Source organism: Bacillus cereus group sp. N24, from assembly GCF_016483345.1.
GTDB lineage: Bacteria > Bacillota > Bacilli > Bacillales > Bacillaceae_G > Bacillus_A > Bacillus_A toyonensis.
On sequence record NZ_JAEHCA010000010.1, the window covers coordinates 56,199 to 69,303 of the forward strand.

Consider the following 13,105-nt stretch of genomic DNA (forward strand, 5'->3'; position numbering starts at 1 on the left):
ATTTATAAAAAATTCGGCTTTAAATATTGTCATATTTGCTTCTTTAAGATATCCTTTTCATGAAGAGGTGGAAAACATGGAAAAAGTACTAGTTTTCGGGCATAAAAACCCAGATACAGATGCAATTTGTTCTGCAATTGCTTATGCAGAATTGAAAAAAGAATTAGGAATGAATGCTGAGCCTGTACGTTTAGGCGAAATCAGCGGTGAAACTCAATTTGCGTTAGACTATTTTAAAGTAGAAGGACCGCGTTTTGTTGAGACAGTTGCAAGCGAAGTGGACAACGTTATTTTAGTTGACCATAACGAGCGTCAACAAAGTGCTAACGATATCGAATCTGTTCGTGTGTTAGAAGTAATCGATCATCACCGTATTGCTAACTTTGAAACAAGCGATCCTATTTACTACCGTTGTGAGCCAGTTGGATGTACAGCTACAATCTTAAACAAAATGTACAAAGAAAATGGCGTTACAATTCGTAAAGAAGTTGCAGGTTTAATGTTATCTGCAATCATTTCAGATTCTTTATTATTCAAATCTCCAACTTGCACAGAACAAGACGTAGCAGCAGCTCGTGAATTAGCGGAAATCGCTGGTGTAGATGCAGATAGCTATGGCTTAGAAATGTTAAAAGCTGGTGCTGACTTAAGCGGAAAAACAATGGAGCAATTAATCTCTCTTGATGCTAAAGAATTCCAAATGGCTAACGCGAAAGTTGAAATTGCACAAGTAAACGCTGTCGATACTAACGACGTTCTTGTACACCAAGCGGAACTTGAAAAAGTTATCTCTGCAGTAGTAGAAGAAAAAGGGTTAGACCTATTCTTATTCGTTGTAACTGATATCTTAACTAACGATTCTGTCGGTCTTGCGATCGGTAAAGCAGCAAACGTTGTTGAGAAAGCATACAACGTAACATTACAAAACAACACAGCTACTTTAAAAGGTGTTGTATCTCGTAAAAAACAAATCGTACCAGTATTAACTGAAGCGTTCCAAGCTTAATACTATTCAGTACTGATTAACAAAAAAAGACAAGTAGTCGGATGGCTACTTGTCTTTTTTATTTGTTACATAGGATACTGGTATGAAAATAAGGATAGCATTAGCTTAGCTATTTTTATAACTGTTTATCCCGTATTAACGGACAGTTAGCCCCCTACCTCAAAGTTCATAGAAAATAAAGAAGTTAAGTGGGGATCAATTGTCCGTAAATGCCCGATTGGTGAAGGCTAATAATCAGTGAAGGATGAAGAAAACCCCCACTGGTTAAAGTTTCACTTTATTCGTAAGACTTTTTCCTGTTTATATAAAATGTAATAACAGCAGTAATGAGGAAAATGGGTATTGCGTATACTTGCCCAACAAACAACTTCCAACTAATAGAATTATAGCCTTCAGATGCTGGAACAATCATAACAATAACACAAACGATAAAATAGACGAATAGTGCAGGGATAATATTTTTCATTATTGTTCACCTCCTTTAAAAAAACAATAAAATAAATATATTCATATATTATAATTTTTATGATACGTTTTAAAGATTAAGCTCACAAAATGTTTATGAAGTAGTATTATATTTGTAAAGAGTGCAGTGTACTACGTAGATGTAGAACGAAAAAAATGGGACTATGCTTCTGAAAATAAGTGAAATATGAGTGGAAATCGATATAAATATGGTAAAATATTCAATTGCACCGTTTGGAATTATTATATAGTATTTTGCGAGGGAAATGTATGAAATAATTGATTTAACATAAGGAAGAAAAGAGGTAAAAAATATAGATGAAAAGATTATGTATAATCCCATGTGGAAAGAAGAAAATTTGGGATAAGTATGTAGATTATGGACCTACTGAGGCGAAGAATGTATATATTAGTCCTTTCGGGAAAGCATGTCAGGCGTACGCAACTGAGTTTTTTGAGGATTGGGTTATTTTATCAGCAAAGCATGGATTTTTAAAGCCGAATGATATTGTACAAGAAAACTATGATCTTGCATTTGATTCGAAGAGTGATGAAGTTATTAGTATAGAGCAACTACAAAAACAGATGATTGATAAAGGTTTAATACAGTTTGACGAAATTGTTTTGCTTGCGGGAAAGAAGCATAAAAAAGTAGTCACAAAGTTATATCCAGAAGAAATCATTACATATCCGTTAGAAGGATGTAAAGGGATCGGGTATATGCTGCAGAGGTTGAAGGGAGCTGTGGAGGAGGTAAAGGAACTATAGTAGTGGTGTTTCATATTTAGTTAACGTAGTATTTACCTATTATTATGAACGAGAAGTAAGAAAATATACATGAATGTAAAGCCCAAGCATTGGGCTTTTTTATTTGCAATATTTCCTACGAATATTTAATAGAAAATTTTTAAGAAAGTGTAATACTTAAAAAACTATTGTTTAAAAGTAGAAAATAGACTAGTAAACAAGCCTTTTTCTACTTTTAAACATAGAATATGATGAATTCTATTGAGGAGGAAGCATATTCATGGGGAATCATTGTCATTGTGGACGTTCATTTTGGGATGATTTAATGTTTGGAAGATGTAGATGTAAACGCAGGGACTGTGACGAATGTTGCTGCAAAGAGAAACCGAAATGTGATTGTGACGAGTGTCGTTGCAAGGAAAAGCCGAAGTGTGATTGCGAAAAATGTCATTGTAAAGAGAAACCGAAATGCCATTGTAAACAGGAAGGGTATTAATAATAAAAGAGTACTTTACGTACTCTTTTATTTTATGAGTTTATATTCCATCTTGAACTAATTTTTTTTCAATTTCCCATGTATCTCGCTTTTTAATTTTTATAGCTACATTAGTTCCGCCAGATTCTTTATAAAAAATATAGCCATTGTTTGCGTTTACGTATGTTATTGGTTCACTTATGCAATCTCGTGAACAAGATGTATTAACGAGCTCAAGTAAGGATAGTTCGCTCGGGTCGGTTTTACTTTCAGCTATAACGGCATCAATGTTTGTTTTACGATAACCTTGTAAATTCACATGGAAAATCTGTTCAATTTCTCCTGTAATGCTAGTATTCATTACTTCTACTGAATTCTTTTTTTCTTGAAGAAATCCATTTTCATAAAGTAATTTTGTATATCCAAGCCAGGCGATTAAAACTAGCATGATAAACATACTAGACATTTTTAGTGTTCGAAGTCTTTTACTAACAATTGTTTCTGAGTATTTCATTCAGTCTGATCCTCCAATGTTTTTAATTTAAAGTATGCCTGGATACATACATTTAGAAGAGGATGGAAGGCAACGAGTTGTTGATTCAAAAAAGAAAACATCAGAAGTTAGATGCTTTCTTTTTGAATGATTATTGTTATCTGTTCGTTACTTGTTTCATAAGCGGTCTTATTTCTTTAACAGGTGGTTTTTTATCATAGGCATCAACGTAAGAAAAGTAATAATTTAAATTTCTAAGAAGTCCTTTTCCTATTTTAGCGCTTAAAAAGGGGAATACTTGTCCAGTATAATCATCGAGAGATTTACAGTAGTATTTTTCATCTAAATATATACTGTATTTACAAGTGAGTTCTACTAATGAGTTACCTTCATCATCAATTACCTCTTTAGAATCAATAATGTCTATTAATGCAAATTTTTCATTCAAATACACTTTCTTCTTTTTCTCGTGTTTATTTGTGAGTATAAATACGAGACCAATGGCGTTAATCAAACTATTTCCTCCTATAAAAAACGGATATAAATAAAATATATCGATATACGTTAAATGTAAAGAGGAGAGGCGAAATAACATTGAGAGAAAGCTAAATAAGCCGATTTGTTTTTTTGAAATCGGCTTATGCTTATTTTTATCCCGCATTGACGAGAAATAAGAATCACACCTCGAAATTCAGCTTAAGTAGAGAAGTTAGGCGGGAGATAAAATGCTCGTGAAACCCTGATTGGTCTGGGTTAGTAATCGGTGGGGATGTACAAACCCATCACTGGTTAACGTCTCAGTTTATTGAAATACTTGCGGGAATTGTTTTACGATTGCGTTTGTTATCATGTCGGCCATTTCTAATGCTTCTTTTTCAATTTTATCGTAAAGTTTTACTCCTGCTTCATAATCTTTATTTAGGAAGGCAAGCGCTTCTGCTTTCGTTAGTGCTAAATGTTCATAAAACATTTTTCTAAATTCCTCTTTATCTATATATGGATTGATACTGTGAAGAAATTCAGTAATTTCATCACCATTAGCATACCATTTCTTCTCTATAGCGGCAGCTGCATTTTGATCACCAGCTTTTGCGGCTTTCACAAGATCGGCTGCAATTACTAAATGATCTTTAATTAATGCACTATATTTCTTTACTGCATCCTCGCCATAGAAGGGCTCAAGTGATAGTCCCATATGTGTTGCGTTTTGTAGAAGCCGTCCAACAGTAACGTTAACATCGGGTAAATTAAAGACAATACTTATAATAGCCAATCTCGTCCAAGCGACGTGTTGTTCCCATAAAGAACGCATATATCCTTTTAAAAAATTCTCGTTTTTACTTATTCGGTAGTTACGTACGGATAAATCATAGTTTACATAAAGGTTATGATAGGGAGAGTAATACGATTGCCAATAAGAATACATAAAAAGTAACACTCCTTTGAACATGTATAACTCAAAGTATGATAAAGATTTATTTTTAGTTACGTGTCCTAGATAATTTTCAGGTAATTTGAAATGGAGAAATTCAATGAATGATATTGTGATATATATAAATAAATTGAATGTAAAGTAAAAGAGGCTCTGCAAGGGAAGTTGCAGAGCCTCTAAAGGGTATTGCCGAGATGTCGGACTCGACTACGTAATATTATCATAAAATTCTTTTAAAAAAACCTGGTAAATGTGTCCAAATGAAAATGGAACTTTAATAAAGTCAAAGGGACCTGCTTCCCGCGGCAGGCCCCATTAACTAGATAATGTAGATGAGCAAAAACTCATCTGGAGTACTTTTATAGTAACAAGTAAAATGCGTTTTGTGTATTGAGAAAAAAGAATTGCATAATTACATGTGAACAATTTATATTTTACTTTTTATGATTATCATGAATTGTTGGGATTTAAATCTGGTTATAAAATGGAGAAAAGACTTGGAAGTGAAATTGAAGTGCACAGAAATATGTAATCATGAAAAAGACCTGCTATTATGAGCAGGTCAATTTAAGGGGTTTATCTAACTGATTATTATATAGGATAACAACTGAATTGTAGTAAGTCTATACGTTTCATATTGAGAAACCTTCTGTGAATGATATATTTTTACGCATATATTAACGTCTAAAAAGTTGAGAAAGAAAATTAAAAATCTTTTTATAAGAGAATAATGGCTGGTATTTATAGTATGATTCATATTTCCACGCATCATTATTAGAGAATTGGAGTTGTTTTGTTTTCGTTTTTGCCTTGGTGGAACCCATATTACGATGCTTCATATAGTAACCTCCTGCATTTATATGTATACGATTAGTAGTATTCAAGAAAGGGCAATAAAATGAATATTTAAATTGAAATGCTTTCTTCATGTGTAATGGATGTATGTTTTAAATGTTGTGAAACATACAAAACACCGATGCTAATTAATATTAAATACGAGGAGAAATATAGAATAATGAAAAAACAATAAGCATTTATTCATCGCTTTCAAGTCGCATAAGTGATGATATAATAGAAGTAGATGAAAGATAAAGAAAAGCAGGTGAATCTTTTTTGTTTACAAAAGCACAAGAACTTTTAGCGTCTTATTTCGGTTATTCGTCATTCCGAAGAGGGCAAGACGAAACAATTAAAAATGTATTAGAGGGGAAAGATACAGTTTGCATTATGCCTACGGGCGGAGGTAAGTCAATTTGTTATCAAATTCCCGCATTAGTATTCGAAGGAACGACGTTAGTAATATCACCTTTGATTTCACTTATGAAAGACCAAGTAGATACACTAATACAAAACGGTATATCCGCTACATATATTAATAGTTCTATTTCAATGACAGAAGCTAATCATAGAATTCAATTAGCGAAACAAGGGCATTATAAGTTACTTTATGTCGCTCCTGAGCGTCTTGATTCAATGGAGTTTGTTGATCAACTTATCGATATGAAAATCCCGATGATTGCGATTGATGAGGCGCACTGTATTTCGCAGTGGGGACATGATTTCCGTCCAAGTTATTTACATATACATCGTATACTAGATTATCTCCCAGAAAAACCGCTCGTATTAGCGTTAACAGCGACAGCAACTCCGCAAGTACGTGATGATATTTGCAAAACGCTTGAAATTAATCAAGAAAATACAATTATGACAACTTTTGAGCGTGAGAACTTATCATTTTCTGTCATTAAAGGGCAGGATCGTAATGCTTATTTAGCGGATTATATTCGTCAAAATCAAAAGGAATCAGGGATTATATATGCAGCTACTAGAAAAGTAGTTGATCAGTTGTATGAAGATTTAATGAAAGCGGGAGTTTCGGTATCAAAATATCACGCTGGTATGAGTGATCATGATCGAAATGAGCAACAAGAACTCTTTTTACGAGATGAAGTAAGTGTAATGATAGCGACATCTGCATTCGGAATGGGTATTGATAAATCGAATATTCGTTACGTTATTCATTATCAGCTGCCAAAAAATATGGAAAGTTACTATCAAGAAGCAGGACGTGCTGGTCGTGACGGATTAGATAGTGAATGTATTTTGTTATATTCTTCTCAAGATGTGCAAGTACAACGCTTTTTAATTGATCAATCAACAGGAGAATCACGTTTTTCGAATGAACTTGAAAAATTGCAAAATATGACTGATTACTGTCATACAGAACAATGTTTACAATCATTCATTTTGCAATACTTTGGAGAAGAACCGAAAGAAGATTGTGGACGCTGCGGTAATTGTACGGACGACCGTGAGAGCATCGATGTGACGAGAGAATCACAAATGGTTTTATCCTGTATGATTAGAACGAACCAACGATTTGGAAAACAAATGATTGCACAAGTATTAACTGGATCGAAAAATAAGAAAGTTATTGAATTTAATTTTCATACGTTACCAACGTATGGCCTTTTATCAAACCGTAGTGTAAAAGAAGTGAGTGACTTTATAGAGTTTTTAATTTCAGATGAGTTAATTGCAGTTGAACATGGTACGTATCCGACATTAAAAGTAACGGGAAAAGGGAAAGAAGTATTACTTGGTAATGAGAATGTTCTACGAAAAGAACGAGTAGAGACGAGACAAATCGTCCAAGATCATCCTTTATTTGAAGTGTTGCGTGAAGTACGTAAAGAAATCGCACAAGGAGAAGGTGTACCTCCGTTCGTTATTTTCTCTGACCAAACATTAAAAGATATGTGTGCCAAAATGCCGCGAAATGATTCCGAACTGTTAACAGTAAAAGGTATTGGAGAACACAAACTTGTGAAGTATGGCTCGCACTTCTTACAAGCAGTTCAGCATTTTATTGATGAAAATCCAAACTATGCAGAAACAATTAAGACAGAAGTTGTTTCTGAGCGTAAAAAATCAGGAAAAGCTTCAGCGAATTCTCATTTGGAAACGTATGAAATGTATAAACAAGGAATTGACCTAAATGAGATTGCAAAAGAACGTGATCTATCAAGACAAACAATTGAAAACCATTTAATTCGCTCTTTTGAGGATGGGATGGAAGTAGATTGGCAAAGTTTTGTACCAAAAGAGTATGAATCTCTTATAGAAACTGCTGTACAAAATGCAGAAGGTGGTTTGAAATCTATTAAAGAACAGCTTCCAAATGAAGTGAGTTACTTTATGATCCGTGCTTATTTACAAATAAGAAAGTAGAGACATATAAAGGGGATAGGGATTTATGTATCATGTTTTCGTTTATGGCACGTTAAGAAGAGGGCAAACGAATGCTCATTATATGCAAGGTGCAACATGCATCGCAGACGGAGCATGGACGTATGGGGAATTATTTGATACAAACGAAGGATATCCGGCCATGATTTGTTCTAATGAAGTAAAGGTATATGGGGAAGTTTATGAAGTAAATGATGATGTTTTGCATAAGTTAGATGAACTAGAAGAATATACAGGTAATGCAGAGACTGATTTATATGACCGAATAACGCAAACAGTGTATGTTGCTGATACGGAAATACATGCGTATGTGTATATTGCTCAGGATAAAAAGATGTTAAAGAAAGTGATTAATTCTGGGGATTGGCTTTTATATCAAAAAGTATAATAGAAGTAACTATATAAAATTGGAAAGCAGATAATGAAATATTTCATTATCTGCTTTTTATTGTTTCTTTTAATTGAACTTCTCAAATTAATAAAGAATGTTTTAAATATGTTATATCGAATTAAAGCAAAGCAGAGTAGGGATTAATGGTTACTCTTTTATATTTTAGAAAATTCTCACTAGAACTATTGACTTTGCGAATGGATTTTTAATACAATTGTATTTCGACTGAAAAATTAGAACGGACAGGAGGGAATCGTCGAAATGAGCAACATATTTGAAGATGAGTTACAAAAAATGAGGGATACTTTACATATGATGGATGATCAATTAGAACAGCTTGAAAAAATCCCGGTTTATTATGGAGAAGATTTTAAAGAGCAAATTCTTGAAAGCATGAGGGAGTCAAATAGACAGAACTTACGTATCGGTGTGGAAGAGCCGTATTTTGGAAGACTAGACTTTCAAGAGGATGGAAAAGAACAAGTTATGCCGATTTATATCGGTAAAGTAGGTGTTTCAGATAAGGACACGATGAAACCAATTGTTATCGATTGGCGAGCGCCTGTCGCAAGTATGTTTTATTCATTTACCGGTGGAGAAGAACTAGCGTTTTATCAATCACCAGATGGGTTAGTTGAAGGTGATGTGTATTTAAAACGAAACATTTCCATTCGTAAAAGAGAACTTGAACGTGTTGTTGATACATATGTGAAAGGAAATGAAGATGTATCGCATGCCGATGATTTTCTTCTATATCGATTAGGTGAGAATAAAGATAATAAACTAAAGGATATTGTTTCAACGATTCAATCGGAACAAAATGATATTATTCGAGCGGAAAGAAATTTACCATTACTTATTCAAGGGGTTGCAGGGAGCGGAAAGACAACAATCGCTTTACATCGCCTTGCTTTTTTAATTTATGAATACCGTGAACAGTTAGAGGCAGAAAGAATGATTGTATTTGCTCCGAACAGCTTGTTTTTAGATTATATTTCGAGTGTACTGCCTGAATTAGGGGTAGGGAATATTAGTCAAACAACGTTTCCAGATTGGGCATTGCGTACGTTAGATGATTCAGTGAAACTAAAGCAAACAGAAGAGAAATTGAAAGAAGCATTTTCAATTAATCGTGATGAAAGTAAGGTAATGCTCGGTAAATTAAAGGGTACACTGGAATTTAAGGCGTTTATTGAAGAGAGAATGATTCAATTTGAAAATGACTTAGTTCCGACAAACGATTTTGAGGTGTGGGATAAAGCGATTATTCCAGTGGAAGACATTAAAAAATGGATGCAAGTTGAATATAAACATTATCCACTAAAGAAAAGAAGAGAACGTTTAGTAGGCCGCATGAAGCGCTGGATTGAAATTGAACTTAAAAAGTTTGGGGAAACGAACGAGAAAAAATTGCTCAAAAAAGAAGCGACTAAGAGATTGAACACATATATGAAGTTTTGGCCAAAAATGAGTGCTTTTTCACTGTATAGTTCAATATTGAAAAGTAAAGAAATACTCGAAGTTTTACCTGAAGAACTTGTTAAAGAAACAGAAAAGAGTTGTCGTAAAAAAGAAGTGTATGTAGAAGATTTACCTGCCTTAATTTACATCCATCATCGCATAACAGGTATTGAAATCGGTCAGAAGTTTCACCATGTCGTTATTGATGAAGCGCAAGATTTTTCGCCATTTCAAGTGTATGTATTAAAAGAAATTACACTAGGTAATTCTTTCACTATATTAGGTGATTTATCGCAAGCGATTTATGATTACCAAGGAATTGAAGATTGGAACGCATTTAAGGAAGTATTCCAAGAAACAGGTTATTTTGAATTGACTAGAAGTTATCGTTCTACAAAAGAAATTATTGAATTCGCAAATGAAATAATTAAAAATGCAGAAATACCAGTGGGGCTCGCAACACCAGTTTTCCGTAGCGGTGAAGACGTAAAAGTAATCCATGCAGAAGATCAATTCACTGAAGTTTTGAAGACAATAAAGCATTTGCAAAATGAAGGTGTGAAAACAATTGCGGTAATAGGTAGAACAGATGATGAATGCCGCGGTATGTATGAGAAATTAACGAATGCAGGATTGACGGTAAATGTCATTGAAGCAAATCAAAGTAAATATGAAGGTGGTATTTCAGTAGTACCTGTATATTTAGCGAAAGGTTTAGAATTTGACGCTGTAATTCTAATGGATGTTGATGAAGACCATTATAAAAATACAAAGCATGATGCGAAGTTACTGTATGTCGCATGTACGAGATCACTGCATGATTTATGGATTTTCCATAGCGGTGAAGCGTCGCCTTTAATTAAAGGATTAAAATAAATGTAAAAAGAGGATTTTCTAGTAGGGTATGAAAATCCTCTTTTTTATATTTAAAAGCTAGATGAATTAACGACCTGAGCGGTTATTTAAATAATATAATAAAGTAAAAAAAGTGCAATGGAGTTATATGCATTAATATGTGCGTTTAAGTATAAATCTTGGTGATGGAAGTGTTTCTTGTTCTGCTTCAAAATACGCAACTTGATTTGTAATTGAGTATAGAATAGAAGGCATTCCCATTCCAACAGCAGCCTCTAATGCGTCCAGCAAAGGGAGTGTTTTTCCATCGATTTTTGTGTCCCATGATATGGCGTAACAAGAATCAACAGCCCCATGTTTTTTTAACAGATCTCCTATATCAATTGGACAATAATTAGGCTTAGGAATTTCAATCATATATTCTTCACGTAACGTAGTTCTGTAATTATGGCAAAGTCGACCGATCGCATCTTTACGTTTTTTTGAAGAAGAAAGCTCAAATAGTACTCTATTTTGAAGGCGCTTAGTAAAAAATGATTTTACAATGATCTCTTCTAATTTTTTATCCATTAAGATTCTCCAATCAACTAATCATTTGTTGGAAATTTTAGTGTTATTATATCATTACATATATTAAAAAAGGGGAAAAGCTATGATTACAAAAGTAATAACAAAAAGAAAATGGGAAATCGCAAAAACAACTGGAGAAATTCATGAAGAGTCACTTATAAAAGAGGGGTTTATTCATTGTTCATTATTTGAACAAGCTTTAAAGGTTGCAGAAAAACATTTCTTTCATGAAGAAGAGGTTTTATTACTTACAATAAATCCATCCTTGGTAAAAGCAGAAATAAAATATGAACTTGCTTCAAATGGTCAAGAATACCCGCATGTATATGGAGTAATCAATGTTGAGTCGATTGTAGGGGTTATCCCATTTCCTAAAGAAAAAGGAGAGTTTATATTACCAGAGGTACAAAGTTAAGCGTGTTATAAATATATAAGTTAGCTAGAAAAGCACAAATCGTATAGTTTGTGCTTTTTTTATCCGTTTTTTGGTAAATGATAATTGTTTTTGTCACACAAATACTGTACGATACATAGTATAAAACACATACTGTATGACATATAGTAATAAAAATGAGGTGGGTGAATGGATACTTTATTAAATTCATTAATTACTGAGTTAAGAAGAGGGACATTGACATTAGCGGTTTTAAGTCAATTAAGAACGCCGCAGTATGGATATTCACTTGTCCAATTATTGGAGCAATCAGGGATTACAATTGATCAAAGTACTTTATATCCACTACTTCGTCGATTAGAAAAGCAGAAACTAGTTACGAGTAGTTGGGATAAAACGGAGAGTAGACCTCGTAAGTATTATGTTTTAAGTGAATATGGACTAGAGATATTTTTACAATTGAAAAAGGAGTGGATAAAGGATTCGAAAGAACTTTATAACCTATTAAAGGAGGAGGACGAGAATGAGTTTGATTGATATGTACGTCCAAGAAGTGGCGAAGAGATTACCTGAAAAAAATCGTGAAGATATTACGCTTGAGCTACGGTCGACAATAGAGGATATGTTACCAGACGATTATAATGAAGATGATGTGAAGAGCGTTCTCGAAAAATTGGGAAGTCCGGTTTCATTGGCTAATGGGTATTTGGATAGACCGATGCATTTAATTGGACCACGTTATTTTGATGTATATACGACGTTATTAAAAATGATTATACCAATTGCAGCTGTTATCGCACTCATTGCAATGGTTGCAGAAAATTTTATAGGCTATACTGGTAATCAAGTAGTATTAGATGTTATTTTAAAATTGATAGGTAAAGGCATTGGGGAAATTGTTGAAGTAGGCCTCCATGTGTTTTTCTGGTTGACACTTGTATTTGCTGTTTTAGAAAGAACTGATAAAGAAAAGGATCCACACCCATTAACAACAAGTTTAAAAAAATGGACGCCAGATGATTTGAAAAATATCTCGTATATCCCGAAGAAAAAGGCAATCTCAAAGTTTGAAGTTTTTGGAGGTTTAATGTGGACAGCAATATGGGCTACCCTTTACTTTTATGCGAACCATCTTGTAGGCGTATATAATGGTACGGAAAACGGACTGAAGTTTATCGCGCCAACGTTTAATCAAGATGTTTTACTTCAATATTGGCCAATTATTTTGGTTATGATCGTTTTTGAAGTAGCTATATCTCTTTATAAGTTAGTACAAGGACAATGGACGAAAAGATTGGCAATCGGAAATGGTATTCTTCAAGTAGTCGGAACGATAGTATTCATTGTAATTGTAGTAAATCCACATATATTTAACGAAGGATTTATTACGTATTTGGCAAATGTGTTTACTATTTCCCCAGAAGGATTTAATACGTGGTTAGTTGGCGGTGGAATTATCATTTATACGTTGTCCGCTGCGATTAATATATTTGATGGTTTCAGAAAAGCAAATATTCGTATGCGGAAATAAAACAGAAATTTCGGTAAAATAAAATTATTAAAAAGA

At 33.6% G+C, this 13,105-nt stretch carries 15 protein-coding genes; 9 read left to right on the top strand and 6 right to left on the bottom strand.

Features of this window, described 5'->3' with window-relative positions; translation table 11 throughout:
- Positions 1 to 76 precede the first annotated feature (76 nt).
- A complete protein-coding gene (ppaC, locus tag JDS95_RS16075) occupies positions 77 to 1,006 on the top strand; it encodes a manganese-dependent inorganic pyrophosphatase (protein ID WP_000416867.1) in 930 nt (309 codons plus the stop codon).
- 277 nt (positions 1,007 to 1,283) lie between these two features.
- Here ppaC and JDS95_RS16080 read toward each other — a convergent pair whose 3' ends face one another.
- Positions 1,284 to 1,472 carry a DUF4017 family protein gene (locus JDS95_RS16080; RefSeq protein WP_085450260.1) on the bottom strand — a complete coding sequence of 63 codons (189 nt, stop codon included), beginning with the start codon at positions 1,470 to 1,472 and terminating at the stop codon, positions 1,284 to 1,286.
- Positions 1,473 to 1,789: 317 nt separating this feature from the next.
- Between JDS95_RS16080 and JDS95_RS16085 the strand changes: the two genes are divergently transcribed.
- Positions 1,790 to 2,239, top strand: a complete 450-nt coding sequence (locus tag JDS95_RS16085; RefSeq protein WP_085450259.1) for a DUF6884 domain-containing protein — start codon at positions 1,790 to 1,792, stop codon at positions 2,237 to 2,239.
- Between the two features lie 308 nt (positions 2,240 to 2,547).
- Positions 2,548 to 2,775 (top strand): hypothetical protein, encoded by a 228-nt coding sequence (locus JDS95_RS16090; RefSeq protein WP_023440958.1) that lies wholly within the window; start codon positions 2,548 to 2,550, stop codon positions 2,773 to 2,775.
- Here JDS95_RS16090 and JDS95_RS16095 read toward each other — a convergent pair.
- The 4 genes from JDS95_RS16095 to JDS95_RS16110 form a co-directional block, all read right to left on the bottom strand.
- Positions 2,755 to 3,207 (bottom strand): hypothetical protein, encoded by a 453-nt coding sequence (locus tag JDS95_RS16095; protein ID WP_000877597.1) that lies wholly within the window; start codon positions 3,205 to 3,207, stop codon positions 2,755 to 2,757. The genes JDS95_RS16090 and JDS95_RS16095 overlap by 21 nt on opposite strands.
- A gap of 136 nt (positions 3,208 to 3,343) precedes the next feature.
- A complete protein-coding gene (locus tag JDS95_RS16100; protein ID WP_000606238.1) occupies positions 3,344 to 3,700 on the bottom strand; it encodes a hypothetical protein in 357 nt (118 codons plus the stop codon).
- A 288-nt stretch (positions 3,701 to 3,988) separates the two neighbouring features.
- Entirely contained in the window at positions 3,989 to 4,612 is a 624-nt protein-coding gene (locus tag JDS95_RS16105) for an acetylglutamate kinase (RefSeq protein ID WP_139823492.1), read from the bottom strand.
- A 683-nt stretch (positions 4,613 to 5,295) separates the two neighbouring features.
- Positions 5,296 to 5,457, bottom strand: a complete 162-nt coding sequence (locus JDS95_RS16110) for a hypothetical protein (protein WP_000682735.1) — start codon at positions 5,455 to 5,457, stop codon at positions 5,296 to 5,298.
- Positions 5,458 to 5,731: 274 nt separating this feature from the next.
- On the opposite strand from JDS95_RS16110, the gene recQ reads away from it, so the two are divergent.
- The 3 genes from recQ to JDS95_RS16125 all read left to right on the top strand — a co-directional run bounded on the left by recQ (position 5,732) and on the right by JDS95_RS16125 (position 10,595).
- A complete protein-coding gene (gene recQ, locus JDS95_RS16115) occupies positions 5,732 to 7,849 on the top strand; it encodes a DNA helicase RecQ (RefSeq protein ID WP_085450257.1) in 2,118 nt (705 codons plus the stop codon).
- Between the two features lie 25 nt (positions 7,850 to 7,874).
- Positions 7,875 to 8,255, top strand: coding sequence for a gamma-glutamylcyclotransferase family protein (locus JDS95_RS16120; RefSeq protein ID WP_000274912.1), 381 nt, complete (start codon positions 7,875 to 7,877; stop codon positions 8,253 to 8,255).
- A gap of 264 nt (positions 8,256 to 8,519) precedes the next feature.
- Positions 8,520 to 10,595, top strand: coding sequence for a HelD family protein (locus JDS95_RS16125; protein WP_000065184.1), 2,076 nt, complete (start codon positions 8,520 to 8,522; stop codon positions 10,593 to 10,595).
- Between the two features lie 132 nt (positions 10,596 to 10,727).
- On the opposite strand, the gene JDS95_RS16130 is transcribed toward JDS95_RS16125, so the two are convergent.
- On the bottom strand, positions 10,728 to 11,144 hold the full coding sequence (locus JDS95_RS16130; RefSeq protein ID WP_000358555.1) for a hypothetical protein: 417 nt from the start codon (positions 11,142 to 11,144) through the stop codon (positions 10,728 to 10,730).
- 82 nt (positions 11,145 to 11,226) lie between these two features.
- Here JDS95_RS16130 and JDS95_RS16135 point away from each other — a divergent pair, with 82 nt between their 5' ends.
- From JDS95_RS16135 to JDS95_RS16145, 3 genes are all read left to right on the top strand, one after another.
- The gene (locus JDS95_RS16135; RefSeq protein WP_000629055.1) at positions 11,227 to 11,559 is read left to right on the top strand and encodes a DUF952 domain-containing protein; all 333 of its coding nucleotides are present in this window, start codon (positions 11,227 to 11,229) and stop codon (positions 11,557 to 11,559) included.
- 168 nt (positions 11,560 to 11,727) lie between these two features.
- The gene (locus tag JDS95_RS16140) at positions 11,728 to 12,075 is read left to right on the top strand and encodes a PadR family transcriptional regulator (protein ID WP_000380297.1); all 348 of its coding nucleotides are present in this window, start codon (positions 11,728 to 11,730) and stop codon (positions 12,073 to 12,075) included.
- A complete protein-coding gene (locus JDS95_RS16145) occupies positions 12,062 to 13,069 on the top strand; it encodes an HAAS signaling domain-containing protein (protein WP_000052361.1) in 1,008 nt (335 codons plus the stop codon). The genes JDS95_RS16140 and JDS95_RS16145 overlap by 14 nt, the downstream gene beginning before the upstream one ends.
- Positions 13,070 to 13,105: the final 36 nt, after the last annotated feature.